This is a genomic window from Undibacterium umbellatum (assembly GCF_014284125.1).
In the GTDB taxonomy this organism is placed as follows: Bacteria; Pseudomonadota; Gammaproteobacteria; order Burkholderiales; family Burkholderiaceae_D; genus Undibacterium; species Undibacterium umbellatum.
In genome coordinates this window covers 32,840-58,853 of sequence record NZ_JACOFX010000023.1, presented here as the reverse complement: position 1 = coordinate 58,853, position 26,014 = coordinate 32,840, and the positions used below count along the sequence as shown (strand labels likewise).

Here is a 26,014-nt window from a genome sequence, read left to right as displayed (position 1 = left end):
CTTAGACGTTTTCCAGCGCAATCAATTCCTGTACAGTCTGGCGGCGGCGAATTTGTTTGATCTGCTCACCATCGACCAATACCTCAGGTATCAGCGGGCGGGAATTGTAGTTTGACGACATGCTGGCGCCATAAGCACCGGCATCATGGAAGACGAACAGGTCCCCAATCTCGCAAGCTGGCAAGTCCTGGGTCGTGACCACGCCGCCGTCTTCTTGCGTGAACACATCGCCAGATTCGCACAAAGGCCCGGCCACTACGGTAGGACGCAAAGCTGCAGTGCGGGCAGTGCCATCAGCCGCATGGCAAGTAATGCGGTGAAAGCTGCCATACATTGAAGGGCGTACCAGGTCATTGAAGCCAGCATCAACCAGCGCAAAGAAATTGCTGCCCACCTGTTTTTGCGCACGCAATTCAGAAATCAAGATACCGGATTGCGCCACCAGGAAACGGCCAGGTTCTATCTCCATGCTGATTTTGTGTCCCAGCAAGGTTTCGATTTCTTTTCTGGCCTTGTCCCAGATTTCAAAATAATGCTCAGTATCCACCGCAGGTTCGTCGCCACGGTAGGGGATGGACAAGCCACCACCGATGGAAATCGCCTGCAAGTCACGCTTGCAGATTTTCACCTGTTCTATCATTGCATCGCAAACGCTTTGCAGATGATCGTAATCAACACCAGAACCTATGTGCATGTGCAGGCCGACCAGCGTCAAATCATACTGATCGATGATAGCCAATGCGTTTTGCAATTCTTCATGCCAGATACCATGCTTGCTTTGCTCGCCACCAGTATTGGTCTTGCGGCTGTGGCCATGACCAAAGCCAGGGTTGATGCGCAGCCACACAGCGTGGCCGGGATGGGCCTTCCCCAGTTGCTCCAGCATTTGCGGTGACCCGCAATTCACCGGGATATTCAATTCCACCACGCGCTTCAGTGTTGCACGGTCCAGCAAATCCGCAGTGAACACGATAGGCGCATGGTCACCATGTTCAGCCTGGCTGGCATAACCTGCGGCCAGCGCACGCTCCACTTCACCGAGAGATACTGAATCCACCATCACGCCTTCTTCTCGCATCAGACGCAGCAAATGGATATTGCTGGATGCCTTCTGGGCAAAGCGAATGACATCAAATTGTCGCAGGCGGGCAATCTGCGCTCTTATGATGGAAGCGTCATAGGCCCAGCATGGTGTATCGAATTCGCTGGCAATATGGGCAAGCTGGTTGGCTGTGATAGTCGTTGTCATGGCAATTTTTCCAGGGCATCCTGAGGTTTAGTGTAAGCTCTACTTTAACAAGTGCAAGTCATGGTTTGAATGGGATTCCATAGGGAATTACCTCATCGACCAAGGCTTTGATTGGAAATCTACGTCAAATGCTTATGAATCATAAACTCGACCAGTTTGATCAAAAAATCCTGCAATTATTGCAACAGGATGCCCGCATGTCGCATGCCGAGATAGGCCGCCAGGTACATCTTAGCCAGCCCGCTGTGTCAGAGCGCATCAAGCGTCTGGAGGCTGCCCAGGTGATACGCGCCTATCGTGCCGATATTAATCCCAGGGCACTCGGTTATCAAATCACCGCCATGATCAGGCTCTCGACACAACAGGGGCGGCCTTATGCCCAGTATGTCGCCAACTGCCCTGAAATCATTGATTGCTATACCGTCACCGGCGAAGATGGTGCCGTGATGCGCGTACTGGCCACTGACGTTGAACATTTGCAACGCATTATTAATGAACTCAATGCTTTTGGTTCGACCTCGACGGCAATAGTCCTGACTACCCATGTGGCCGGTAAAACCATCAGTGTCCCCGTCGTCTACTGAATTTGCCAGGCTTGACCTGGCACAAAGCCGCGATATTCAGACTACTCAGGCAGGGATATCTCAACGCCGTATAATAGTGGCAGACGAAACACTCATTTTGGAATAAGTATGCTGGCTCCTTCTTCGCCCCGTAAATTTGCCATATTTTCAGTCATCGCCTCGCTGGCGCTGATCGCACTGGCGGTGACATTCTTTGTGACCTATCGCGCCAAGACTCCCATGCCCGATGTCAGTTTCACCAATCTCAAGGGGGAAAAAATTTCGTCACAGAGCTTGCGTGGCAAAGTACTCATGGTGAATTTCTGGGCTACTTCTTGCACCACCTGTGTGGCAGAAATGCCCAAGATGGTAGAAACCTATAATAAATATCATAAACAGGGCCTGGAATTTGTGGCCGTTGCCATGAGCTATGATCCACCGAATTATGTGCTCAATTACGCAGAAACCCGCAAACTGCCTTTCCATGTCGCGCTGGATTTGCAGGGCAAACTGGCGAAGTCATTCGGCGATGTCAAATTGACGCCAACCACTTATGTCATCGACAAGCAAGGCAATATCCTGAAGCGCTATATCGGTGAGCCATCTTTTTCAGAGCTGCATACTTTGCTGGAGCAAGCTTTAGCTACCTAGAACTCATTTCATCAATAGGATGAGTGCGAACAAGACGATTTGGGATGCAGAGCAAGGCGTGACCCTCGCTAAGGCTGGTGCCTTAGCGAGGGAGGGGTGAAACACTACGCGCTGCAATGCGCCCAAATCGTCAGTTCCCGAAGGGTTTGCCCCATAACGCACGCTGGACTGCGTTGGACTCGTTGTCAATAGGCAAAGCTATTGACTGCCTCGTCCGTCTTGCCAGCCCACGTTATGAGGCAAACGCATCTCACCCTATTGATGAAATGAGTTCTAGTATTGCTGGCTTTTCCACTCAGCTTTACCATTTTCCAGCGCAGCTTTCAAGATGCTTGCAATTTCAGGATGGCCGACTACGCCATCCTCGTCCAGGCCCGCTCCTATGAGCGGCACTGTCACCGATGCCGTTTCCAGTATCCTGGCTGACATCACGCTGAGTATTTCCCGCAACGCGGCATCTGCATGCGTGGCTCTGGGCGAGGCATTCAACACCACCACCGCTTTGTTGACAAACACATCGGAGCTGACTGTCCAGTCCAGGGCATTCTTGATGACGCCAGTGACACCATGAGCGTATTCCGGGCTGGCAATCAGCACGACATCAGTCGCCGCAATCTGGGCTTTCAAATCCAGCACGCAAATGGGTGGTGTCAAATCCAGGTCGGGATTAAATAAAGGCAGTGTCGCCATGCCGGCATAGGCGGTTATCTTGATATCGGCAGGTGCCAGGCGTATCAGGGCGCGTATCAGCATGGCATTCAGAGAGGCTGCGCGCAAGCTGCCACAAATCGCAAGTATTTTCATTGATTGATGTTGATGGATGCTTCGAACAGGCATTATGCGATAAACCAGCCGTCCTTGTTGATGAAGTGCTATTCTCAGAATGTTGCCTGGTAAAGCCAAAAAAACAACTGATCCTTAGCTACTCTGGCACTGCCGATATTCTTCTATTGACCTCAAGCAATAAGCAGTCTATTTTTCAGAAAAAGTAGATAAAAAGGGTAGCTGGATGTCTGCATCATTAAGCAATGAACAAATAGAAGACAAATTTTTCCTGCTTGGTCAGAGAGAAATCCTGGGCATATTGAATGATCTTGTGCACAGGCGTGAGCCGGTTACGGTGTATTTTAATGAGGGCCGTGAATTTATCGTCACCTTGATACTTTCTGCCCGCGATGATGGCCTGGTGTTTGATATAGGTGGCGATGCCCGCGCCAACAAACTGCTGGAGAAAGCCAGTTCCTGCGTGTTCCAGGCTTTGCCTGATGGCATACGGGTGCAATTCAGCGGGCTTGATCCGCAGCGCTTCACCTGGGGCGATCAGGATGCCTTTTGGGTGCCGATTCCACCACGGGTTATTCGAATGCAGCGCCGCGAATATTTCCGCAATCAATTACCCATCGTCGATCCGCTCAAGGTCCGGTTATATAACGACCAGGCTGAAACCCTGGCTTATTGGCCCATCTATGATTTATGTGTGGGCGGCTTGAGTGTTCAGGTTTCCGGCCCGCCGCAAATCAGAGTGCAGGACCGCATCGCCAAATTACACATTGTGCTAGGCATACGCAATGTAGTGCGCTGCGAAGGTATGGTGCGTCATGTCAGCCAGATAGAAAAAAGCAAACAGGGCAAATACCGCATAGGCATCAGTTTTCATAAGCTGCCACATGAGATGGATGTCGCCATACAAAGGCATATCAATCAGCTTGAGTATGAGCGGCGCAAATTGTTGCCCAAGTAAGTTAAGCAGTGCCAGGGCCGCCTCGTGCGCCAGCTTTATGTTGCTGGCGGACCGAGATATATGGCTAATTGATTCAGTCTGCCTTGTTCATGTTCCGCTCGGCTTCTTGTTTTTCTTGTTGTATTTTTTTTGCCTTGTAGCTTTCCTCCCGCTCTCTTAATTGCTTGAACATGAACTCAGTAGATGTCCAGAATCCTTCAATTTGGTGACGGGTTTCTCTGACAACGTTTTTATCTACAGGGTTACAGTGCCGCATAGTCTGTGCCTGCTCGTTTGGATACCATTTGATGGCGGTATCTATAGCGCCTTCCAGATTTTTTGCCGGTTGTCCATTCAGGCAGATTAATACCACATCAACACTTAATTGCACTCTGCCTGGCACTGTCTGCCAGAACACAGAAAGGCCTTCACTGTTCCAGACAGAATTGTATGAGCCATTCGCCATTTTTTTTCTGCTTGCCAACCATTGATACATAAATTTCGCGTCATCAAAGTGCAATTGATTTTCTTCTACTACAGTTCGGCTGATTCCCTTACATGCGCTCGGTAAGAAAAATGAAAAAAATGGTTCAGAACCTGCGTCACTAATCCCCAAACTGCCAAACCATCTGGAGCTTCTTGGGCTGGAATGACTTTTCAGCTTGCAGCCGTCGAATTCATATTCGCGCTCAAAGGTATCATCTGCCTTGATTTTGATTGTGGACCCGTTCAGGTTTACCTCCAGGCTGGTGTTTATCTGCATGACCATTTCAGGTACAGGGGGATAACGTGCATGTGAAATCTGTGTTGCAAAAAATAAGATAAATAGTAGGGTAGACGACCAAGTGGTTCGCCAAATAGTGTTAAACATAGTCATGCTGTTTTGTTTGTGGTGGACGGATAATAAATCTTGCAACGCAGACTATGGCGTGAGGGCATTTGAATAGCAAGTAAAGCGGCAGACAGAATCGCGAGGGAGCATTATTCAATACTGAAGGTTGCATCAGGGATACTGCCAAGGAAATTATCGCTTTTGGCGCAAAATATTATTATTTTTTTTGCTATGCTGTTTTGCCCCGCATACCAAACACCCTGAAGGCCGCCATCAGGGTAATGCACAGCAATGCTGCAAGCAGGCTCAAGCCCAGTTGCTGCAGCGGTACTCCGGCAAAGTAGAACAGGCTTGCCAGACCCGGTACAAACAGGGCCAGTGACAATACCGTGACCGCAGCTACCACCACCCACCACAATACCGGATTGGGTAGTCTCAAAGCATGCAGGATATTCGCTGATAAACTGCGGTTGATAAAGATCAGGCCTATATTACCTATCACCATCGCCGAGAATGCCATGGTGCGCGCCTGGTCTGCCGTCATTTGCTGTTGCAAGGCTATGTAGTAAATTGCCAGTATGGTCAGCAACAATGCAACGCCTTGCAGTAAACCCTTGAACAAGGTTTTGCGGTTAAAGATGGTTGCCTCGGTGGAGCGCGGTGGCCTGCGCATGACATCCTTTTCCTCGGCTTCAGCTTCAAATACCAGCGAACAGGTAGGGTCGATAATGAGCTGCAAAAACAAAATATGCACAGGCATCAGCATCACTGGCCAGCCCAGCATGACGGGGATGACTGACATGCCGATGACCGGGATGTGGACCGCAACGATAAAGCAAATGGTTTTTCTCAGATTATCAAAGATCCTGCGACCTGATTTGACTGCTGTCACGATGGATGAAAACTCATCATCCAGCAACACCAGTGCTGCCGACTCACGCGCCACATCCGTGCCGCGCTTGCCCATGGCTATTCCTATATTTGCGGCCTTGAGTGCGGGCGCATCATTCACGCCATCGCCTGTCATGGCGACGATTTCTCCTGCCGTTTTCAGGGCATTCACCAGGCGCAGTTTTTGTTCCGGTGCAACGCGGCAAAAAATCGCCACGTCGGCAATGCGCCGCTGTAATTCTGCTTCGTCCATGTCATCGAGCTCAGCGCCTGTGATGACGCCACCTGCCACTGGCAAACCACATTGTGCGGCGATATTCTTGGCGGTTGCCGGATAATCGCCAGTAATCATCACTACCCGTATTCCTGCGGTCTGGCATTCATGGATGGCTTCTGGCACACCGGCACGTATCGGGTCTGCCATGGCAATCAGACCGACCAGTTCAAAGTCAAAATCATGCTGAATCTCAGGCAGATCAGCGTCTTCTGTGTTTTCCAAGCGTATAGGCGCATTAACAGCCTTGAACTTTGCCTTGGCAACACCCAACACACGCAAACCTTTTTCAGCCATCAGGTTGACTTGCTTCAGCAAAGCCTGGACTTCAGCAGGTGGCAAATGGCAAAGATCGGCGACTGCCTCGGGTGCTCCCTTGGTGGCGATGACATACTGTTCGCGGTCTTCTGATGCCCAGACCCTGGACATGGCCAGCAATTCCTTTGACAGCGGATATTCATCGACCAGCCCCCAGCCTGTGTGCAAATGCTCAGTCTTGCTCAGCATGTGTTTACCGGCATTCTGGATGGCCACTTCCATGGGATCAAAGGGTTCCCGATGGCTGGCCAGAATGGCAAACTCCAGCACTTCATGAAATTCTTCTGGCAAGTCAGATCTGGGCTGCTGGCAATCAATGACTTTTTGTCCTGCAAATAATTGCACCACCTCCATTTTGTTTTGCGTCAGCGTGCCGGTCTTGTCGGTACACAAGACGGTGGTCGCCCCCAGCGTTTCTATGGCAGGCACACGTCGCGTCAATACCTGTTGCCTGGCCATGCGCCAGGCACCTATACCCAGGAACAAGGTTAATACCACGGGCAATTCTTCCGGTATCAGGGCCATGGCAAAGGTCAGGCCTATCAGCACCCCATCCAGCCAAAGCTGGCGACTTAGTCCGTACCATATTGCCAGCAGTACCGCCATGCCTATACTGGAAAGTGCTACGTACTTGACGACCTTGCGGGTTTCCACCTGTACCCTGGTCGGCTCTATATCCACCGATGACAGGGCCTTGCCTATCTTGCCTATCGCAGTCTGGCCACCAGTTGCCAATACCTGCGCCAGTCCCTTGCCCTGTACCACCAGGCTACCAGAAAAGACGAAGGGAGTGTCTTCACCGCCAGCCTGGCCCATGCTGGCGGGCAAATTTTCCTGTGCCGCTTTGCTGACCGGGACAGATTCGCCAGTCAACAGGGATTCATCCACCGTCATGTTCAGGCAAGACAATAAGATTGCATCTGCAGCAATCCTGTCGCCCTCCGCCAGTACCAGCACATCACCAGGAACCACTTCACGGCCAGCGATGCGTACCTGCTGGCCATCGCGTATCACCAGCGCACGTGGGCTGGACAAGTCACGCAAGGCATCCAGCGCCCGCTCGGTCTTGTGTTCCTGATAAAAAGTGATGCCTATGATGACAAACACGAAGGCCAGCAGCACCAGCGCTTCATGTACATCCCCCAACACAAGGTAAATACTGCCGCAGGCGATCAATAGCAAGAGCATGGGTTCGGTCAATACCGCCCAGGCGATGGCCCAGACCTTGCGTGGCTGGGCCGAAGGCAGTTCATTGGGGCCGATTGCCAGCAGACGCTCACTTGAGGTTGCCGTGCTAAGTCCGGTAGTTGCAGCAGAGTCCGGTGTAGTCATCGGTGTAGTCATGTATGGCGCCAGTCAACGATAGTTAGGTAATACAGCTTTACATAGATAAGCTGGCAGACATGTTGATCAAGCTCAAGGTGAGTGCAGTAAAAAAGAATGAGCCAGGTTTCCGCCATTCGCTACTGTTCTATCAATAGCTTGTTCAGTGAAAACCTATAAATCAAAATTTTCATTCATAAAAATAGGGATAAGCTAAACAGGCTTATTGTAGGACTTGCGATATTTTCATAGAGCAATAATTTGTTTTTTTAGGTTTTTTGACTATGGCCTTGGTGCTGCGTAACCTCTTTCAAAGTGAGCTGCTATCCATCCGGCATGGCGTGGCAAGACCTGCGCCCGAGGATACGAAAGAGCTGGAGTGCGAAACCGCCGACTTGATCCTGCTACCCATTGCCGGTGTGCTGGCCAAGCATGACGGTCCTAAACAACATGTCATTGCGAACGCGAATCATGCGATCTTTCTTGGTGTTGGCCAGCCCTATCGCATTACTTTCCCTGGCGACATAGGGGATGAGGCGCTGGTACTGGATTTCTCAAAAGAAGCACTGATGCAAATACTATCCGAAGTTGCCGGAGTAGAGCAGCTATATGTACCCGCACTCAGGCCGCATTGCTTGTTGCCGCCTGCCAGTGTACTCAATCGTGAATTGCTGTGGCGGCATTTGCAGGCACCTGTCGTCGATAAACTGGCAGTGCAAGAAATCAGCGTTTCCATGCTGATGGCATCGGTACAGGCAGCATGTGTTGATAACAGGCTGCAAGAGCGTGTCAGGCAAAAGCTGACACAGGCACGCCGACGCCAGCAAGTCGAGTCTGTCAAAGAACTGCTCTCGCTATACCCACATCAGGAATGGGCGCTCGATGAGCTGGCCCGCCATGTGCATACCACGCCATTTCACCTGTCCAGGGTATTCAGGGAAGAGGTCGGCTTGCCGGTACACCGCTACCTGATACGCACGCGCCTGGCCCAGGCACTGCGGGCCATGCAGGTGGCATGCACAGACCTGACGCAGATCGCCCATGCATCTGGCTTCGCCAATCACAGTCACTTCACTTCCAGCTTCCGTTCCGTGTTTGGCATGACACCGACGCAGTCGCGCCAGCGCAGCAGTATGCTTTGAGCAAGAATCTGAGCAAGATCGTGGTAGCGGCATGCGTGAGGGATGCTTAAGATCATCCCCACTTAAACCGCCAGGAAGGCCCATGTCCCATTACTTTGATACCCGAGCCAACCCCCGCCAGGCATATCCCCTGCTGGCGCTACTGATCTTCGTGATGCTGGCTTTCCCCTTTGTTGCCATGCAGTTTGGCAATGCCTGGGTACGCATCATGGATTTTGCCTTGCTCTACATCATGCTGGCGCTGGGTTTGAATATTGTCGTCGGTTTTGCTGGCTTGCTCGATCTGGGTTATATCGCCTTCTATGCCATGGGCGCGTATATGACGGCCTTGCTGGCTTCACCGCAATTCGCTGTCTTGCTGGAATCTGTGGTCAACAATTTCCCCATGCTGGGGCAGGCCTTGCTGTGGTTGTACGGGCCAGAGATTGCCCAGCACGGCATACATTTGTCGGTGTGGATCATCGTCCCGCTAGCTGCGGCGCTGGCCGCCGCACTGGGGGCACTGCTGGGCGCACCGACCCTCAAGTTGCGTGGTGATTACCTGGCCGTCGTCACCCTGGGCTTTGGTGAAATCGTGCGCATCTTCATCGTCAACATGAATGCGCCTGTCAATATCACCGATGGCCCCAAGGGCATCAACATGATAGACCACATACGCATCTTTGGCGTGTCCCTGGGGGGAGAGCCAGGCTCGCAGGCGACCGTGCATTTTGCAGGTTTTTCCATGCCATCCGTGAATGCCTACTACTTTCTTTTTTTAAGCCTGTGCGCTGGCATTATCTTCGTGACTGTGCGCCTGCATGACTCGCGTCTGGGGCGTGCCTTTGTCGCCATCCGTGAAGATGAGACCGCAGCCATTGCCATGGGTATCAATACCCGCAATATCAAATTGCTGGCCTTTGCCATGGGGGCGTCCTTTGGTGGTGTGGCCGGTGCCATGTTTGCCGTGTTTCAAGGTTTTGTTTCACCGGAATCGTTTTCACTGAATGAATCGATTACGGTCTTGTCCATGGTGATACTGGGTGGCATAGGGCATATCCCCGGCGTGATTCTTGGTGCGGTACTATTGGCCATACTGCCCGAGGTATTGCGCTATCTGGTGCAACCTGTGCAGCAACAATTGTTCGGCCACATGTTGATAGAACCTGAAGTCTTGCGCCAGTTGCTGCTGGGCCTGACCATGGTCCTTGTCATGCTGAAACGTCCGGCAGGTCTGTGGCCAGCACCCAGGCATGAAGACAGAATGCTGGCAAAGAGTTGAAAAAAGGTGGAGATGGAAAACTTGCTCGACAATATTGTATGGCACACCCTGCTGGGCCCGCATGCGCAATTCACTGTGGGCAATGCCAGTGCGCGCCGCTATGCCGCTGGTTTTCCTGCATTCGTCGGGTTTGCCGACCAGGCCAGGCCTGATTTTGCCACGCTGGCCGGGCTGGTCGCACCCGGTGAGCAACTGTATTACGATGGCTTGGAGACAGTCAGTCTGCCACAGGGCTGGGCAGTTGATGCTGAGTGCGATCTGCAAAAGATGCTCTGGAATGCTGGCATGCCCGCCGCTGACCAGACATTAAACGCCATCCGCCTGGGGCCATTGCAAGCGCCCGCCGCCATGCAATTGGTCAGCCTGACCAAGCCTGGTCCCTTCAGCGCAGGAAGCCTGCAACTGGGTGATTACATTGGCGTCTTCGATGGCCCGCATCTGTTTGCCATGGCTGGTGCGCGTCATTGTGCTGGTGGCTACCGGGAAATCAGTGGCGTTTGCACTCATCCAGATTTCCAGGGGCAGGGCTGGGCCAGGCGACTGGTGCTCGCTTTGATACGCCGTCACCTGCAAGAACAGGAAAAGATCTTTTTGCGGGTTTTGCTTGAGCATGAGCAATTGCATCGCCTGTATCTGGGAATGGGTTTCGACGACCATGCGGTATCGCTGGCCAGGACGATACGGCTATGCACGTAGATAATCTAGAAAAAAAGTTCTAGACAAAAGTTTCTAGAACATTTATTCTGCATCCATTGTTTAAATCGGATGCTGAGTATGCCTTCTTCTGTTGCAAAATCCTCTATCCCCAAGCCCACTGCCTCTGAGCTGAACCTGCTCAAGGTCTTGTGGCAGCATGGCCCCATGAGTGCCAAGCAATTGCATGAAACCATACAGGAAGAACGTCCTGACCTGGCCTATGCCACGGTCTTGCGCCATCTGCAAATCATGCATGGCAAGGGGATACTGACGCGCGATGAAAGCCAGCGCTCGCATGTGTATGCTCCTTCGCAAGAACAGGATTCCCTGCAAACCAACTTGCTCAAGGACATGATACAAAAAGTCTTTGCTGGTTCAGGCAAGGCAATGGTGCTGGCGGCCTTGCGCGGCGGCCATGTCACCGACAAGGAACGTGATGAAATCGAACAAATTCTGCAGGACGAGAAAAAATCATGACACCAGCTACATTTACAGAATATACGCTCACTGAACTACTGGGCTGGCCCCTGTTGCACTTTGTCTGGCAAGGCGCGCTGATCGCCAGTGTCTGCGCTATTCTGCTGGCCCTGACCCGCAATGCCCGTCCGCAATTGCGCTATATGCTGGCTTGTTTGGCCATGCTTATGTGCCTGTTGTGGCCAGCGCTGGGTGTGCTGCAGCAATGGCAAGATCCACAAACCATCAGCCTGGAGACCGCGATACAACTGGCTGGCAAGGCCAATGTCTCGCTGGACCTGGTCTGGGTCAAACAAAGCATGTTGGCAGCCCGGATAGAAGCCTGGCTGCCGCTGATGGTCAGCGTCTGGAGCATGGGTGTACTACTCATGCTGATGCGCCTGGCGCTGGGCCTGCTATGGGTTTATCGGCTGGGCCAAAATGGCAATGATATTGCAGCCCTGATGCAGCAATGGCAGGCACGCACCAATCAACTGGCTTACCAGCTTGCCATTCGTCGCCAGGTGACGTTGAAGTTCCAGAAAGACCTGATAAGCCCGGTCACCTATGGCTGCCTCAAGCCCGTGGTCGTCATGCCTGCTTCTTTGCTGACCGGCATGTCACCCGATATGCTGGAAGCCTTGCTGGCACATGAACTGGCCCACATCAAACGCTGGGACTATGCCGTCAACCTCTTGCAAAACCTGGTCCTGTCAATGCTGTTTTACCATCCCGCAGTGTGGTGGATATCCAAGCGTATTGATGCTGAAAGAGAGCTGATTGCCGACGACATGGCAGCGACCATGATGGGGCAGGCACGCCCGCTGGCACGCGCCCTGCAAGTGCTGGATAAGCTGCAGATTGCTGGCATGCCACAGGCCGCCCTGGCAGCCAGCGGCGGTGATTTGTTATCACGCATCAAACGTCTGGTTCGCCCCGACGTTCAGCCCTGGCACTGGAAAATGGCCGCGCCCGTCCTCGGCATTGCCGCCGCCCTGTTGCTGGTATTGCAGACCCAGGTTAGTGCTGCACCAGAGCCATCCTTGCCAATTGCTAACAAAAAATCAGAAACGCCGGTTCACCTGAGTGCCTACGTCAAAACCAGCTCGGGCCATGTACTGGTCATGGATGAGCAAAGTGGCAAAGTCTTGCTGGAAAAAAATGCCGACACCATCGTACCAATAGCCTCAATAAGCAAGCTGGTGACAGCCATGGTCATGCTGGATGCCAAACTGGATATGAGCGAGCGCATCACCTTTACCAAAGAAGATTTGATAGGCTGGCAAAACACCCAGGTCAAACTCCAGCCGGGCATGGCCTTGCCGCGCCAGACATTGTTGGAACTGATGCTTATCCCTTCCAGCAATGCTGCTGCCAGGGCCATGGCCAGGAGCTACCCCGGTGGCAAGCAAGCCTTTATCACTGCCTTACAGAATAAAACTGCCAGCCTGGGTTTGCAGGCTACCCACCTGGAAGAAGCCGCTGGCATCTCGGAAAACAACCGTTCCAGTGCCAGGGATGTGGCGCGCCTGGTAAAGGCCACCGTCGCTTATCCTGAACTGCGCAAGCTGACCAGCCGTAGTGAAGGACAATATACCGTCGCTGACAAAACCTACGAATACCAAAGCACGAACGACCTGACTGGCAACAAGGAGTGGGATATCAGCCTCTCTAAAACTGGCTACTCCAAAATCGCGGGCCGTTGCCTGACCATGCGAACCATTATTGCAGGCAAGCCCGTCATCATGGTCTTGCTGAATGCAAAAAACAGCGATGTGCGCACTGACGATATTGTGCAGATACGTAACGCGCTGGAAGCAGCAACACAAAGCTAAACCAAATTTTCCACGCATGACAGCCTTGCGCCAATAATGGCGCAGGGACTGCTCACGCCTTTTCAAATCAGAAGAAAGAAAACATCATGCTTTTTCAGCAGACCTCGACACGTCTGTCCACCATTGCTTTGAGCATACTGACGCTATTCGCCAGCAAGGCAGCGACGGCACAGCAAACCCCGCAACAGGTGGAAATCAGCGCCAAAAGCCAACCCAACCGCGACAGACAGGACGATGTAAGCATGCGCGTCGTGTATGGCCATGAAGACATAGAAAAATACGGTGACACCAATGTCAGTGAAGTCCTCAAGCGCCTGCCTGGCATCAGTGTTACAGAAAACAAGGGCAGGGGCGCCGAGATACGCATGCGTGGTCTCGGCAATGGCTATACCCAGATCTTGCTCAATGGTCAGGCAACACCAGTCGGCTTCAGCATAGACAGCATAGCGCCGGACTTGATAGAAAGCATAGAGGTCATGCGCGTTGCCGGTGCCGATGTCAGCGCCCAAAGCATAGCCGGGACCATCAACATCATCCTCAAGAAAAAAAGCAGCAAGCAGGGGTCTGAAATGAAATCTAATGCCAGCATGCAAGATGGCCGTCTGTCCGGCAATTTGTCCTGGAGTATGGGTGATCAATTGCCCGGCACACAGGCCGACATTTCCTATGTCCTGGCAGGTACCCTGGAAAGCAATAGCACGGAAATCAATGCGATCCAGAACGAGAGTTATTCGACACGAGCTAACACAAATACTGCATGGCAAGTGCAAACCGACAGATTGCTACAGCAAAGCCAGCAAAATCGTCGCGACGTCGCCAGCCTGTCACCACGTCTGAACTGGAAAATCGATGCGCAAGACAGCATCAACTGGCAAGGCAATCTCAACCTGACCAGGCTGGAGCAAGCCAAACATGAAAAAGAAAACCCTGGTCCGTATGCCAGCACAGAATTCCCTGACAACCACAGCATCTGGGCTGCCCATATACTCACCTCACGCAACGATATCAGTTGGGAGCGCCGTCTGGCCGACAGTGCCAAGCTGAATATGAATTTTGGCTGGAACAGCTTCGACCGCTCTGCCAAATTCCAGTTCTGGGGCAAAGACAAGACCGGAGCACTGGCGGTACACCGCTATGTCACTGGTGACGCTGATGAAAGTGAATACCGCTTCAATGGAAAATATCTGGCCCCATATTCAGAGTCGCATGTACTCAGCCTGGGCTGGGAAGCCAGCCGCGCATTGCGGCATGAAAACCGCGATGAACTAGAATTTTTCACCTCATCTGGCCCCACACCCAGCGATACCCATGCCTATCAGGCCAGCTTGCAAAAACTGGCGGTCTACATACAAGACGAATGGACCATCAACAGTGCCTGGTCAGCCTACCTGGGTTTGCGCATGGAGCGCATCAACAGCAATAGCAAAGAGGCTGGTGCTTTCGACTTCCAGAATAAATCAAACATGCTCAGCCCCATCCTGCAGAGCGTCTGGAAGCTCGATGCACAAAGACAATGGCGCATGGCCCTCAACCGCAGCTTCAAGCTGCCTACGGTCGCCAATCTGGTGCCGCGCCGATTTCGCATCGACAATAACAACACTCCGCTGAATGCAGATTTTCAGGGCAATCCCAACTTGCGGCCAGAACGCGCCTGGGGCCTGGAGCTGGCCTACGAACACTACCTGACAGAAGGCAGCGTCATCAGCGCCAATGCCTACTGGCGGCGCATCGATGATGTCATGCTGGAGCAACTCCAACAGAACGGTAAAAGCTGGGTAGCGAGCCTTTCCAATAATGGTCGCGCCAGAATAGTCGGCCTGGAAATTGAAGCCAAGGCCAATCTGCAAGAGTTGGGAAGCAAGCTGGCCATTGAGATGCCCGCCATAGAAATACATGGCAACCTCAACCGTAACTGGTCTACCGTAGAGCAAGTGCCAGGTCCCGATAATCACCTGGCACATCAAACCGGTTTACTGATCAACGTTGGTGCCGATTACCAGTTACAGCCAGCCTGGCGCATAGGTGCAGACTACAACTACCAGGCTGCGGACAGCTTGCGTGAATCTGCCTACCTTACCGGACACAGCAACCCCAGACGCCACCTTGACATCTACCTGTCCTGGAAACAAAGCAAGCAAAGCCAGCTACGATTTTCCATCGCTAACGTCCTGCAACAAGACAAAGTCGAATACGGTAGCTATACCGACGAGAGTTCACGCTGGACAGAAGCCGGCCAGCAACAAACAGCGCGCACCTGGCGCCTGGTATGGGAACTGAAGTTGTAGTCCAGACCAATGGAAGGCCGCACGGCAAGCCATCAACACAACCCAACAACCACGAGTAATGAATTATTAAGGACTGCCAAATGAAATCATCAGTATTGCAAGCTCTGCGCACTAGCATATTTTTTTCTTGCACCATGTTTAGCCTATCGGCTATGAGTGCAGAAATCGACAGCATCAAACGCACCGTGGATGCAGCCGTTCTCCCTGTTAAAGATACCTACGCCATCCCCGGCATGGCCGTCGGCATCTATGTCAATGGCCAGCAATATGTCTTCAACTATGGCCTCGCATCCAGGGCAGACAATGCACCAGTCAATGATGCCACCCTGTTTGAAATAGGATCTATCAGCAAAACCTTTACCGCAACCATGGCAACGCTGGCGCAGCAAAGAGGAAAACTGGCACTCAATGACAAAGTATCAGACCACCTCGTCAGCCTTAAAGGCAGCAGCTTTGGAGATACCACTCTGCTGAGCCTGGCTACCCACACCACAGGTGGCTTGCCATTGCAGGTGCCAGAGGCAGTCAAGAACGATGAGCAACTGATGACATACTTGAAAAGCTGGAAGCCAGCAAATGTGCAGGGCACGCACAGAACCTATAGCAACATCAGCATAGGTCTGCTCGGCGTCATCGCCGCCCAAAGCTTGCAACAGCCCGCGGTCAATATCATGCAAGAACAAATCTTTCCTGCATTTGGCATGAACAGCAGTTACCTCGTCGTGCCAGACAACAAGCGCGCAGATTATGCACAGGGCTATAAAAAAGACGACACCCCAGTTCGCATGCGCGACGATGTGCTTTCCGTCGAAGCCTATGGCGTCAGGACTACCGCCAGTGATCTGGTTCAATTTATCAAGGCCAACCTAGGCGAAATGAAACTGGCCCCGGAGTTTGCGCAAGCCTTGAAAAACACCCACACTGGTTACTTCAAAGCCGGGGGCATGACCCAAAGCCTGATATGGGAGTTGTACCCTTATCCTGCAGAGATGGCAGCATTGTTTGAAGGCTCTTCTGAACGCATGGTTTTCGAAGCCACCCCCGTTCAAGAAATTACCCCACCCATGGCAGCAGGGGCCAATGTCTTCATCCACAAAACCGGCGCCACCAGCGGCTTTGGTGCCTACATCGCCTTTGTACCGCACAAGAAAATGGGCATAGTCATCCTCGCCAACAAGAATTTTCCCGGCAAGGCACGGATAGAAACTGCCCAGAAAATCCTGGCGCAATTAGGCATGTGAGGGACGGGAAAAATTGAGTCTGTACATGAGCGTCAGGCCAGATGGCTCACAAACCCATGCACCAATTGCGCCGTCATGTCAGCCCTGCTCAGGCAGGGTTCTACATGCCACATGGAGTTGGGGTCCAGCGAATAAGCCTCTATCGAACAGGTCGCATTCAGCACCAGAAAGCGCAAGGCCAGCGCTGGTGCCGCATGCCTGATTTCACTTCTATGCGGCAGCAATAGATCCACAATCAAATCGATATTCGCCCGGATGATGGCGCGCGCCTCGCCGACAAATGCCCTGTCAGTATCCGCATCAATGAACTGCGACAGCGCCCGCAAAAAATGCGGGTGCTGCTGGTACTGATCAAACAGCATGTCTATCAATTTCTTCACGCTTGCTGCAAGCGTGTCACCCCGCAAATGGCTGCTCAATGTTGCACTGCTGGAAGCATTACTCTCCTTCAAGGCGTGCAGAAATGCCGCCCGCAATAAGGCATTCTTGTCTGCAAAGCGGCGGTACACACTGGCAGGAGCCACCCCGGCTTGCTCAGCAATGCGCGGTATCAGCGCCCCCTCCAGGCCAGACTCATCTAGCAAGGCGATAGTGGCACTCAACAGGCGCAAGGCAGTAGAACGGCTTCTTTCCTGTACAGGGGCATGAGAGGCATGAGATAAATTTTCTGGGTTCATACGCATAGTATAGACAATAATCATAAAATATGTAAAAGTGAATTCGCATTTGCATTTTGGTTTCAACAATGCCTTTGATAAGGAATATGCCATGCCCGCTTTAATGGATTTATTGCCGGTCACGCTTCAAGCCATCTTCATCGCCATCGTGATCTGCCTGACCCTGACGGAAGACCAGCGCAAGACAGCCCGCTTGCAAGCCCACACCAGCAGCGCTGCCCGCCTGTCCACTTACAAGCGCGGCATTGCGACCTGGTGGGCATATGCCTTCACAGCAGGCCTGCTCATCCATCCACCGCAGTTATTCATTGCCGCAGGCGCAAAGAATGACATGGCATGGCTGAACAATAGCCAGCTGGCCGCGGGCGTGGCAATCACCGTCCTGGTCATCTATTTCTTTCTTGCATTCATGCCCGCAGCACATTGCATCATCAAACCCCAGGCCCGCCTCAGCTATTGGAAAGAGCTACGCAACTACTATTTCCTGTTCCCCGTTTCAAAACAGGAACGCCGCTGGTGGATACTACTCAGCCTCACCGCAGGCATCTGCGAAGAAATTTTCTTCCGCGGCCTCCTGCTGCAATTCATCCAAGGCCAATCACATGCCAACTGGCATGTAGACCTGAACGTTGCACTTATAATCAGCGCCCTGGTGTTCGGCATATGCCACTACTACCAGGGCATCAGCGGCATCATCCGCACCACCATAGGCGGCCTGCTTTTCGGCCTGCTGACCATACTCACGAATAGCCTATGGCTATCGATACTGCTGCATGTGCTGGTGGATTTGGTGGTGCTGGTTATTTATAAACCGGAAGAGGATTTTTCTGAGTCGGCAGCGCGACTGGTGGTTGGGTGTGAGCCGGGGGTGATGGACGGCTGGACTAGGATTTAATCTTGTTGTGGCTTGGTCACGGTACATATCCAAATCTGAGGTAACATGGCCCCTCCAAGTGAGGATGCACCCAAATCAAGGGCCAACCGATATCGCATTTCCCAAAGCATACCCTTCTCTACATGTATTTTTGTCAATGCATTGACTTTGCATTAAGTTCACACTATTGTTCAAGCATTATCAGATTGGGATATGTGCTCTGAACGCTAACAAGCTGAAAGATGCACCAAATGAAAAGGCCGCTACATGCGGCCTTTTACTTTTCTACTCAAAATGCTGAGTTGTGTGTAAGCTAGCTTTTTCATCTGCTTGCAAATTAGCAACACCTCTTCAAATCCTTTTCCGCCCGAACACCCTCAAATCATCCCCATTGCATGAAACATGTAGACGGGGGGCTAGGGCTTCAGTATTCTTTCAATATTAGAGTAGACTTCATTTGTTACCCGTGCGCGGGTGTGCGGTCTTTAGCGTTGTTTCGTATTGTCGCTGCTGCTGTAGATGGGTGCGGTGATGCGGTGTCTCCATCTGATCAGGGTGTTGGGTAAGTGGCAGTGTTGCTGCTTTCAGTGGGCGGGTGGATTGATTTTCATGCAATAAATTCAGGAGTTGGTCATGGCCTCGGAAGAAAACGGTGTAGTGTACGGTACAGAAGATTTGTTGACGAGTTTGTGTAACTCGGTAATACGGGTGTTGAATGTCGCCACGAATAGCAAGGTGCATTATTCTGCCATGGTGCAGCGCATCACGAAGATAGGCTTGAAGCCGGACATCGGTTGTTTTGTGCTGTTTGACGGTGGCTTTTCCGGGCTGGTAGTGCTGAATTTTGATGGTGATACGGCGCTGGAAATTTACGAGAAATACATGCTTAACATGGGCATGCCCAAGTCTGAGCTGGCGTCTTCGTTTACCTCGGATGAGGTGGCGAATATCCTGGGTGAGTTGATGAACCAGATCGTGGGTGACTTTACAGGCAAGGTGCGTCGCGAACTGCAGACCAATATCACGCAGAACCAGCCGAAGATGTTGGTGCTGACCAAGCAGGTCATGTTGAGTGTGGATACGCCGCTGGACAGGCCGGAACTGCGCAGGGTTTCATTCTTCACTGAGAAAAACAATATTTTCTATCTGGAACTGGCGATAGACAGGACAGAGTTCATCAAACTGCATGACTTTGATACGCATGAAGTGGCTGATCCTGATGCTTTGCTGGACTTTGAGCAGGCTTCGGAACAAAAGTCCTCTGCTCCCGCCGCGCCTGATGATGACGAAAACTCCGAATTACTGAAGTCTCTGGGTATGTAATTTAAGTTTGTAATATCTCAGAGTTCAGTTTTGCCTGTCTGGAGCAGGCAAGCAAACGAAAGGCCGCACTTGCGGCCTTTTTGCTATTCAAGCGGGGGGGGGCAGGCCAGCTTTTTAACTACCACGCAGCCTATCGAATAACCTGCACCAAATGAGCAGATCACGCCTACATTGCCTGCTTCGAGGTCATCCTGGTATTTGTGGAAGGCGATGATGGAGCCCGCCGATGAGGTGTTGGCGTAGGTGTCCAGAATGGTCGGTGATTCTTCTGGCGAAGCATCACGGCCCAATATCATGCGGGCGATCAGTAAATTCATGTTCAGGTTGGCCTGGTGCAGCCAGTAGCGTTTGACATCAGGGATGGCAATGTCGGCTGCCATTACGGTGGAGGTGATGACGGCAGCTGCCATGGGGCAGACGTCCTTGAACACTTTGCGGCCTTGCTGGCGGAACAGTTTGTCTGGCTTGCCTATGCCGCTTTCATCGGCGCGGTTCAAAAAACCAAAGTTATTGCGGATGTTGTTGGAGAATTGCGTCTTCAGTTTCAAGCCAACGATTTCAAACTGGTGTTTCGATGTCGCCAGGTCGGCACGTTCTATGATGATGGCAGTGCAGGCATCACCAAAAATGAAGTGGCTGTCACGGTCGCGCCAGTTCAGGTGGCCGCTGGTGATCTCTGGATTGACGACCAGTACCGCACGTGCCTGGCCGCTTTGGATGGCAGTGACGGCGGCCTGTATGCCAAAGGTGGCAGAAGAGCAGGCGACGTTGATGTCGTAACCATAGCCATCTATGCCCAGCGCATTCTGGATTTCCACCGCCATGGCAGGGTAACCGCGTTGCATATTGCTGGCTGCGCAAATGACAGCGTCGATATCGGCAGCGCTGCGGCCTGCGCGTTCCAGTGCCTGGTTGGCGGCAGCGACTGCCATTTCACACATGATGGATGGTTCTTCATCGCTGCGCTCTGGCAGGCGTGGCACCATGCGGTTGATGTTGAGCACTCCTTCTTTGTTCATGACAAAGCGGGATTTGATGCCAGAGGCTTTTTCTATGAAGGCGACACTGGATTCTTCCAGTGCGACTACTTCACCACTGGCGATGGCGGCGGCGTTTTGCGCATTGTGTTGCTGGACATAAGCATTGAAACTGGCGATCAGTTCTTCATTGGAAATGGACTGGGATGGCGTATACAGGCCGGTGCCGCTGATGACTACTTTACTCATCTCTTGCTTTCTGGTTATGTCGTTCTGAAGTAGGCGCAAAAATGCGCGACGAAGTCGCTCGATTTTACACAATAAAGATGACGGTTAAACTAGAAACGCACAGAAATAGAGTGCTTGTTCCAGTTTGGTGCGTCTGGAACAAGCAGTATTTGCTGCGGGGATGCAAGTATCAGGAGCTTAATTGCTGTTTGTGGTGCAGCAAATGATCTTCAATGAAGGTGTTGATGAAGTAGTAACCGTGGTCATAACCCTCATGGTAGCGCAGGGTCAGCGGCTGTTGTACGCTGGTGCAGGCAGTCTTGAAAGCTTCAGGGTGTAGTTGTTCTACCAAAAATTTGTCGGCAAATCCCTGGTCGATCAAGATGCCTTTGGGGAAGGGCGGCTGGCTCTGCTTTTGCATCAGTGCTGTGGCGTCATAATCGGCCCAGGCACTTTCATCAGTACCCAGATAGCCGGTGAAGGCTTTTTGTCCCCAGGGGCACTGGCTGGGTGCGGCTATCGGTGCGAAGGCTGATACGCTGCTGAACAGCTCTGGATGGCGCAAGGCCAGTACTAGGGCACCATGTCCACCCATCGAATGCCCCATGATGCCGACGCGTGACTTGTCCATGGGCAGGCTGGCCAGCAGCATGGGTAGTAGCTCAGCGACGATATAGCTGTGCATGCGGTAGTGCTTGTTCCAGGGGGCTTGCGTTGCATCCAGGTAAAAGCCTGCGGCCACGCCAAAATCCCAGGCGTCGCTGTCGCCAGGGATTTTGGCATTGCGCGGGCTGGTGTCTGGTGTGATGAGGATAATGCCTTCGCATGCGGCAATGGCTTGTGCGCCAGCCTTGATCATGAAGGTTTCTTCAGTGCAGGTCAGGCCAGCCAGGTAAATAATGGCTGGACAAGTCTCACCTGCCATGGCTTGGGGTGGCAGGTAGACTGAAAACCGCATGGGCAAGCCTATCTCAGTAGACTCATGCTGATAAAAGCGTTGCACGCCGCCATGGCAGGCGTGCTGGCTTAGCAATGTGATTTCTTCTGTGTCGTCTGCGGCAGTATTGCTGGAATTATGCTGCGTCATCAGAACAACACCACTGAACGTATTGATTCACCACTCTTCATGAGATCAAAGCCTTCATTGATGCGTTCCAGCGGTAAGCGATGCGTGATCAGGTCATCGATATTGAGTTTGCCTTCCATATACCAGTCGACAATCTTGGGCACGTCAGTGCGGCCACGTGCGCCGCCAAAGGCAGAGCCTTTCCATTCGCGCCCAGTGACCAGCTGGAAGGGGCGGGTAGAGATTTCTGCACCTGCCTCAGCCACGCCGATGATGATGGATTTGCCCCAGCCCTTGTGGCAGCATTCCAGCGCCTGACGCATGACCTTGGTATTACCTATGCATTCAAAGGAATAATCAGCACCACCATCTGTTAACTGGATGATATGGTCAACCACGTTTTCTACTTCGTTCGGGTTGATGAAATGCGTCATGCCAAACTGGCGTGCCATGCTTTCACGGGCAGGGTTCAGGTCCACGCCTATGATTTTGTCTGCCCCCACCATCTTGGCAGCCTGGATGACATTGAGGCCTATGCCGCCGAGGCCAAACACCACGACGTTGGCACCAGCTTCAACCTTGGCCGTGAAAACCACGGCACCAACGCCAGTAGTGACGCCGCAACCGATATAGCAAATCTTGTCGAAGGGCGCGTCTTCACGCACCTTGGCGACGGCGATTTCTGGCACCACGATGTAGTTGGAAAAAGTCGATGTACCCATGTAATGGAATAGCGGTTTTCCATCCAGCGAGAAACGCGAGGTCGCATCCGGCATCAGGCCACGGCCCTGGGTAGAGCGTATAGCCTGGCAGAGATTGGTTTTGCGGGACAGGCAGAATTTACACTGGCGGCATTCTGGCGTGTACAGCGGGATCACATGATCACCCTTGCGCACGCTGGTCACGCCCGGGCCGGTATCGACGATGACGCCTGCACCTTCATGGCCGAGGATGGCCGGGAACAGACCTTCAGGGTCAGCGCCAGAGAGAGTGTAATAGTCGGTGTGGCAAATGCCGGTAGCCTTGACTTCAATCAGCACTTCGCCAGCTTGCGGGCCTTGCAGCTCAACTTCTTCTATCGTCAGTGGTGCTCCGGCTTTCCAGGCGATGGCGGCTTTGGTTTTCATGGCTGTCCTTTAAATGGTGGGTCTTGGTCTGACACTAAAATGAGTTTGCTGATTGTGCTTTAAAGCGCAATGGCTCTGTAATCTTTTTGCATGTATGGCCTATATTGCGTTAAGAATGGCTTGAAAAGACGGGTGGTGCTGTTTCGATTATGATGAAGGCTGCATAGATATTTATTGAGCGAGGGCCGAGAATGAAGTCGAATAAAGCAGCGAAGTCGGACATAGTCAAACGACCAATATTGGCGCGCACTGTAGATATCGTGGTTTACCCCGGCTTCAAGGCGCTGGAAGCGATAGGTCCGATGTCGGTATTTGAATATGCCAATATCCATTTACAGCGCCAGGGCAAACCTGCCGCCTATGATGTAAAGATTGCAGCGGCGCATCTGGGCCCGGTACGTTCAGATACCCTGATGTGCCTGGAAGCCAGCAAGGTCATCAATACCCTGGCTTTGCCAGACGATGCCATCATTGTTGGTTCGCGGCATATACAACAGGCGCTGGAAGACAATCAGGCCATTATCGATTGGGTTGCTCATGTGGCACCCAGAATCAAGCGTCTGGCGGCGCTATGTTCTGGGGCCTTTTTCCTGGCCCGCACTGGTTTGCTTGATGGCAAACATGCGACTACGCACTGGAGTGTCGCCCAGCAATTGCAAGATGACTTTGCTGCCGTGCAGGTAGATGCGGATGCGATTTTTATCCGCAGCGGCAACCTGTGGACATCTGCTGGAGTGACAGCTGGCATTGATCTGGCGCTCGCCTTTGTGGAAGATGACTGTGGTCATGAACTGGCGCTCGAAGTCGCCAGTGACATGGTGGTTTACCTGAAACGCCCAGGAGGGCAATCACAATTCAGCACGCATCTGATGAGTCAGAAAACGGCACAAACCAATATCCGTGAATTGCAGCAGTGGATATTATCCAATCTGCATCAACGCCTGCCAGTATCGCAACTGGCCAAGATGGCAGGCATGAGCTTGCGCAATTTTACCCGTTTGTTCCAGCATGAAGTAGGCGTCAGTACGACCGAATTTATTGAGAGCGCTCGCCTCGAGTTTGCCCGGCAATTGCTGGCAGATATGTCTGAGCAAACACTACCAGTGAAAACAATTGCAGCGCGCTGTGGCTTTGGCAGTGATGACCAGTTGCGCAGGGTATTTCAAAAACGTTTGCAGATGTCGCCAACACAGTACCGTGCTGCGCTGGGCTGATTAAAAAACTCTATATTATCAAACTTCACATTGCCATATAGCGCCCTGGCCTGTGGTTCAGACTGATCGCCAGGTTCAGGGCGAAAGCACCTAGTACCGATGCCAGCAAGGCCATCGGTGTGACAACGGCCAGCGAAGCCAGCACGATGATGAAATCGACACCCATTTGTAATTTTCCCGCCCGTATGCCGCGTTTTTCTTGCATGTACAGGGCCAGGATATTGATGCCACCCAGGCTGGCCTGATGGCGGAATAAAACGATGAAGCCTACGCCCATCATCAGGCCACCAGTCAGTGCGACATAGAAAGGGGTGACGGCTGTCATGCTGGTTAAATGCAGTAACTTGGGGTGCAGGCTGGAGAAAAGTGAAACCAGCGCTACGGCGCAAAACGTTTTGAGGGTGAAGCGCCAGCCCATTCGTTTCCAGGCCAGCCAGTAAAATGGCAGATTGATCAAAAAGAACACCATGCCAAATGACCAACCAGTCGAGTAATGCAGCAAGAATGCCAGACCGGCGGTGCCGCCTGTCAGCAAGCCAGCCTGGTTAAACAGGGCGACCCCGAGTGAAACCAGCAAAGTGCCAGTGATGATCGCCAGCACGTCTTCCAGCAGGCTATGCGGGATAAAGCGTTTTGAGACAGTGGCGGTTTTCATGACGGGCAGGGGAGAGGCAAATGATAGAGAATTGTACGCCGCTCTAGCCACTAGCAAGCCAGTGCAGTACTGGCTTTACTGCTTTCATTGACTTGCGTCAAATACCTTCATTCAATTTGCAACATGGCCCGTCTAGCTCAGGCTTTCAATGCTTTTAACTGATCTTCAGCATCTGCACGCATTTTTTTATTCAGGGATGGCTTGTAGGAAAGTGCCTTCTCAAAATAGGAAATCGCCTTGGGTTTGTCGCTCATGGCTTGCAGGCATTGCGCCAGCCTGTAATAGATGGCAGCATTGGATTCCAGCGTCTGGGCTTTTTCAAACCAGCTGTATGCTTCCTTGTGCTTTCCCTGTTCCTGTAAAGAGCGGCCCATGCCAAACGCACCCTGGTATTTATCAGGATAACGTTGTTGCAATTCACCAAACATGCGCTCGGCATCGGCAAATTTCTTTTGCTGAACATACGAGGCGCCGATGTTAAATAAGACACCACGCTGCAACCTGCTCAGGCTTTCAATATCGCCAGGAATGGCAGACAGGGCCGAGGTTTCTGCATTGGCAAATTTTTCATCTTTCAAATCTATATTCGCCTGCAATAAATTGCCAGCCGCACTATTTATCTTGGCGGTTTCTATGACCAGGTTTTGCGCCTTGCTTTTGCCGCCACCAGCAATGGCAGGTGCCAGCAAATAGAATTGCAGCAAAGAGCTGCGTGCACTGAAATTCTTGGGGTCCAGCTCCACTGCCTTGAGATAGGCATCGCGGATTTTCCCAGCATACGACATTGCTGCAAACATGCTGCCGGCAGTGGCCTTGGTACCCAGGACATTGCCCAGCGTCTCATGGCATTCAGATAGTTGCGGATGGGCGCTAATGCATTGCTCGGCATACTTTGCGGCATCATCGAGCTTGTCGGTCTTGCCTTCCACCAGTATCAATTCGGCTTTTACCTGCAAAGCGCCTGCATTATTGGCATCGGTGCTCAATTTGGCATTCGCTGCTTTTTCTGCTTCCGCATATTTCTTGGCCTTCATCAGGGCCTCATACTCATGTGCGCTGACGGCGGGCGTCATGAGCATGGCTATCATACTGGCAAGCAGGGCTGGCAAAAGCTTCATGGAATACCTCAGGCAAAT

At 52.3% G+C, this 26,014-nt stretch carries 23 protein-coding genes; 13 read left to right on the top strand and 10 right to left on the bottom strand.

Annotated elements, in window-relative coordinates; all coding sequences use genetic code 11:
- Position 1: 1 nt before the first annotated feature.
- Entirely contained in the window at positions 2–1,249 is a 1,248-nt protein-coding gene (gene lysA / locus H8L47_RS26200; protein WP_186956764.1) for a diaminopimelate decarboxylase, read from the bottom strand.
- 134 nt (positions 1,250–1,383) lie between these two features.
- Here lysA and H8L47_RS26195 point away from each other — a divergent pair, with 134 nt between their 5' ends.
- The gene (locus tag H8L47_RS26195; RefSeq protein WP_186956762.1) at positions 1,384–1,833 is read left to right on the top strand and encodes an Lrp/AsnC family transcriptional regulator; all 450 of its coding nucleotides are present in this window, start codon (positions 1,384–1,386) and stop codon (positions 1,831–1,833) included.
- Between the two features lie 108 nt (positions 1,834–1,941).
- A complete protein-coding gene (locus tag H8L47_RS26190) occupies positions 1,942–2,463 on the top strand; it encodes a TlpA family protein disulfide reductase (protein ID WP_186956760.1) in 522 nt (173 codons plus the stop codon).
- 273 nt (positions 2,464–2,736) lie between these two features.
- Here H8L47_RS26190 and H8L47_RS26185 read toward each other — a convergent pair whose 3' ends face one another.
- Positions 2,737–3,267 carry an NADPH-dependent FMN reductase gene (locus H8L47_RS26185; RefSeq protein ID WP_186956758.1) on the bottom strand — a complete coding sequence of 177 codons (531 nt, stop codon included), beginning with the start codon at positions 3,265–3,267 and terminating at the stop codon, positions 2,737–2,739.
- A 205-nt stretch (positions 3,268–3,472) separates the two neighbouring features.
- Here H8L47_RS26185 and H8L47_RS26180 point away from each other — a divergent pair, with 205 nt between their 5' ends.
- Positions 3,473–4,204 (top strand): flagellar brake protein, encoded by a 732-nt coding sequence (locus H8L47_RS26180; RefSeq protein ID WP_186956756.1) that lies wholly within the window; start codon positions 3,473–3,475, stop codon positions 4,202–4,204.
- A gap of 73 nt (positions 4,205–4,277) precedes the next feature.
- Here the strand turns inward: H8L47_RS26180 and H8L47_RS26175 are convergent, their stop codons facing one another.
- Entirely contained in the window at positions 4,278–5,054 is a 777-nt protein-coding gene (locus tag H8L47_RS26175) for a hypothetical protein (protein ID WP_186956754.1), read from the bottom strand.
- Positions 5,055–5,244: 190 nt separating this feature from the next.
- Positions 5,245–7,842: a cation-translocating P-type ATPase gene (locus tag H8L47_RS26170; RefSeq protein WP_230413921.1), complete on the bottom strand. Its 2,598-nt coding sequence runs from the start codon at positions 7,840–7,842 to the stop codon at positions 5,245–5,247.
- 263 nt (positions 7,843–8,105) lie between these two features.
- Here H8L47_RS26170 and H8L47_RS26165 point away from each other — a divergent pair, with 263 nt between their 5' ends.
- The 7 genes from H8L47_RS26165 (at position 8,106) to ampC (ending at position 16,737) form a co-directional block, all read left to right on the top strand.
- Positions 8,106–8,963 carry a helix-turn-helix transcriptional regulator gene (locus H8L47_RS26165; RefSeq protein ID WP_186956752.1) on the top strand — a complete coding sequence of 286 codons (858 nt, stop codon included), beginning with the start codon at positions 8,106–8,108 and terminating at the stop codon, positions 8,961–8,963.
- A gap of 82 nt (positions 8,964–9,045) precedes the next feature.
- Positions 9,046–10,224: an ABC transporter permease subunit gene (locus tag H8L47_RS26160; protein ID WP_186956750.1), complete on the top strand. Its 1,179-nt coding sequence runs from the start codon at positions 9,046–9,048 to the stop codon at positions 10,222–10,224.
- Between the two features lie 12 nt (positions 10,225–10,236).
- Entirely contained in the window at positions 10,237–10,920 is a 684-nt protein-coding gene (locus H8L47_RS26155) for a GNAT family N-acetyltransferase (RefSeq protein WP_186956748.1), read from the top strand.
- 78 nt (positions 10,921–10,998) lie between these two features.
- Positions 10,999–11,397, top strand: a complete 399-nt coding sequence (locus tag H8L47_RS26150) for a BlaI/MecI/CopY family transcriptional regulator (RefSeq protein WP_186956746.1) — start codon at positions 10,999–11,001, stop codon at positions 11,395–11,397.
- Positions 11,394–13,211, top strand: a complete 1,818-nt coding sequence (locus tag H8L47_RS26145) for a M56 family metallopeptidase (RefSeq protein ID WP_186956744.1) — start codon at positions 11,394–11,396, stop codon at positions 13,209–13,211. The genes H8L47_RS26150 and H8L47_RS26145 overlap by 4 nt, the downstream gene beginning before the upstream one ends.
- A gap of 86 nt (positions 13,212–13,297) precedes the next feature.
- Positions 13,298–15,496 (top strand): TonB-dependent receptor plug domain-containing protein, encoded by a 2,199-nt coding sequence (locus H8L47_RS26140; protein ID WP_186956742.1) that lies wholly within the window; start codon positions 13,298–13,300, stop codon positions 15,494–15,496.
- Positions 15,497–15,576: 80 nt separating this feature from the next.
- On the top strand, positions 15,577–16,737 hold the full coding sequence (gene ampC, locus H8L47_RS26135) for a class C beta-lactamase (RefSeq protein ID WP_186956740.1): 1,161 nt from the start codon (positions 15,577–15,579) through the stop codon (positions 16,735–16,737).
- Positions 16,738–16,769: 32 nt separating this feature from the next.
- On the opposite strand, the gene H8L47_RS26130 is transcribed toward ampC, so the two are convergent.
- Positions 16,770–17,414 carry a TetR/AcrR family transcriptional regulator gene (locus H8L47_RS26130; RefSeq protein WP_186956738.1) on the bottom strand — a complete coding sequence of 215 codons (645 nt, stop codon included), beginning with the start codon at positions 17,412–17,414 and terminating at the stop codon, positions 16,770–16,772.
- Positions 17,415–17,505: 91 nt separating this feature from the next.
- Between H8L47_RS26130 and H8L47_RS26125 the strand changes: the two genes are divergently transcribed.
- The gene (locus H8L47_RS26125; RefSeq protein ID WP_186956736.1) at positions 17,506–18,309 is read left to right on the top strand and encodes a CPBP family intramembrane glutamic endopeptidase; all 804 of its coding nucleotides are present in this window, start codon (positions 17,506–17,508) and stop codon (positions 18,307–18,309) included.
- A 612-nt stretch (positions 18,310–18,921) separates the two neighbouring features.
- On the top strand, positions 18,922–19,611 hold the full coding sequence (locus tag H8L47_RS26120; RefSeq protein WP_186956734.1) for a DUF3334 family protein: 690 nt from the start codon (positions 18,922–18,924) through the stop codon (positions 19,609–19,611).
- A gap of 83 nt (positions 19,612–19,694) precedes the next feature.
- Here the strand turns inward: H8L47_RS26120 and H8L47_RS26115 are convergent, their stop codons facing one another.
- From H8L47_RS26115 to H8L47_RS26105, 3 genes are all read right to left on the bottom strand, one after another.
- Positions 19,695–20,837 carry a beta-ketoacyl-ACP synthase III gene (locus H8L47_RS26115; RefSeq protein WP_186956732.1) on the bottom strand — a complete coding sequence of 381 codons (1,143 nt, stop codon included), beginning with the start codon at positions 20,835–20,837 and terminating at the stop codon, positions 19,695–19,697.
- 169 nt (positions 20,838–21,006) lie between these two features.
- Positions 21,007–21,903, bottom strand: coding sequence for an S-formylglutathione hydrolase (gene fghA, locus H8L47_RS26110; RefSeq protein ID WP_222616689.1), 897 nt, complete (start codon positions 21,901–21,903; stop codon positions 21,007–21,009).
- A complete protein-coding gene (locus H8L47_RS26105) occupies positions 21,903–23,009 on the bottom strand; it encodes an S-(hydroxymethyl)glutathione dehydrogenase/class III alcohol dehydrogenase (protein ID WP_162057367.1) in 1,107 nt (368 codons plus the stop codon). Before H8L47_RS26105 ends, fghA begins: the two co-directional genes overlap by 1 nt.
- 191 nt (positions 23,010–23,200) lie before the next feature.
- Here H8L47_RS26105 and H8L47_RS26100 point away from each other — a divergent pair, with 191 nt between their 5' ends.
- A complete protein-coding gene (locus tag H8L47_RS26100; protein WP_186956729.1) occupies positions 23,201–24,223 on the top strand; it encodes a GlxA family transcriptional regulator in 1,023 nt (340 codons plus the stop codon).
- Positions 24,224–24,248: 25 nt separating this feature from the next.
- On the opposite strand, the gene H8L47_RS26095 is transcribed toward H8L47_RS26100, so the two are convergent.
- Together H8L47_RS26095 and H8L47_RS26090 are read right to left on the bottom strand one after the other, a co-directional pair.
- On the bottom strand, positions 24,249–24,878 hold the full coding sequence (locus H8L47_RS26095) for a YitT family protein (protein WP_186956727.1): 630 nt from the start codon (positions 24,876–24,878) through the stop codon (positions 24,249–24,251).
- 137 nt (positions 24,879–25,015) lie between these two features.
- A complete protein-coding gene (locus H8L47_RS26090) occupies positions 25,016–25,996 on the bottom strand; it encodes a tetratricopeptide repeat protein (RefSeq protein WP_186956725.1) in 981 nt (326 codons plus the stop codon).
- Positions 25,997–26,014: the final 18 nt, after the last annotated feature.

Coding starts and splice junctions, on each gene's coding strand:
- H8L47_RS26095 (WP_186956727.1), bottom strand. CDS start 24,878: ATGAAAACCGCCACTGTCTCAAAACGCTTTATCCCGCATAGCCTGCTG.
- H8L47_RS26140 (WP_186956742.1), top strand. CDS start 13,298: ATGCTTTTTCAGCAGACCTCGACACGTCTGTCCACCATTGCTTTGAGC.
- H8L47_RS26115 (WP_186956732.1), bottom strand. CDS start 20,837: ATGAGTAAAGTAGTCATCAGCGGCACCGGCCTGTATACGCCATCCCAG.
- H8L47_RS26155 (WP_186956748.1), top strand. CDS start 10,237: ATGGAAAACTTGCTCGACAATATTGTATGGCACACCCTGCTGGGCCCG.
- H8L47_RS26145 (WP_186956744.1), top strand. CDS start 11,394: ATGACACCAGCTACATTTACAGAATATACGCTCACTGAACTACTGGGC.
- H8L47_RS26105 (WP_162057367.1), bottom strand. CDS start 23,009: ATGAAAACCAAAGCCGCCATCGCCTGGAAAGCCGGAGCACCACTGACG.
- H8L47_RS26125 (WP_186956736.1), top strand. CDS start 17,506: ATGCCCGCTTTAATGGATTTATTGCCGGTCACGCTTCAAGCCATCTTC.
- H8L47_RS26175 (WP_186956754.1), bottom strand. CDS start 5,054: ATGTTTAACACTATTTGGCGAACCACTTGGTCGTCTACCCTACTATTT.
- H8L47_RS26170 (WP_230413921.1), bottom strand. CDS start 7,842: ATGACTACACCGATGACTACACCGGACTCTGCTGCAACTACCGGACTT.
- H8L47_RS26165 (WP_186956752.1), top strand. CDS start 8,106: ATGGCCTTGGTGCTGCGTAACCTCTTTCAAAGTGAGCTGCTATCCATC.
- H8L47_RS26180 (WP_186956756.1), top strand. CDS start 3,473: ATGTCTGCATCATTAAGCAATGAACAAATAGAAGACAAATTTTTCCTG.
- H8L47_RS26160 (WP_186956750.1), top strand. CDS start 9,046: ATGTCCCATTACTTTGATACCCGAGCCAACCCCCGCCAGGCATATCCC.
- H8L47_RS26120 (WP_186956734.1), top strand. CDS start 18,922: ATGGCCTCGGAAGAAAACGGTGTAGTGTACGGTACAGAAGATTTGTTG.
- fghA (WP_222616689.1), bottom strand. CDS start 21,903: ATGACGCAGCATAATTCCAGCAATACTGCCGCAGACGACACAGAAGAA.
- H8L47_RS26150 (WP_186956746.1), top strand. CDS start 10,999: ATGCCTTCTTCTGTTGCAAAATCCTCTATCCCCAAGCCCACTGCCTCT.
- H8L47_RS26185 (WP_186956758.1), bottom strand. CDS start 3,267: ATGAAAATACTTGCGATTTGTGGCAGCTTGCGCGCAGCCTCTCTGAAT.
- H8L47_RS26195 (WP_186956762.1), top strand. CDS start 1,384: ATGAATCATAAACTCGACCAGTTTGATCAAAAAATCCTGCAATTATTG.
- ampC (WP_186956740.1), top strand. CDS start 15,577: ATGAAATCATCAGTATTGCAAGCTCTGCGCACTAGCATATTTTTTTCT.
- H8L47_RS26190 (WP_186956760.1), top strand. CDS start 1,942: ATGCTGGCTCCTTCTTCGCCCCGTAAATTTGCCATATTTTCAGTCATC.
- H8L47_RS26100 (WP_186956729.1), top strand. CDS start 23,201: ATGAAGTCGAATAAAGCAGCGAAGTCGGACATAGTCAAACGACCAATA.
- H8L47_RS26130 (WP_186956738.1), bottom strand. CDS start 17,414: ATGAACCCAGAAAATTTATCTCATGCCTCTCATGCCCCTGTACAGGAA.
- lysA (WP_186956764.1), bottom strand. CDS start 1,249: ATGACAACGACTATCACAGCCAACCAGCTTGCCCATATTGCCAGCGAA.
- H8L47_RS26090 (WP_186956725.1), bottom strand. CDS start 25,996: ATGAAGCTTTTGCCAGCCCTGCTTGCCAGTATGATAGCCATGCTCATG.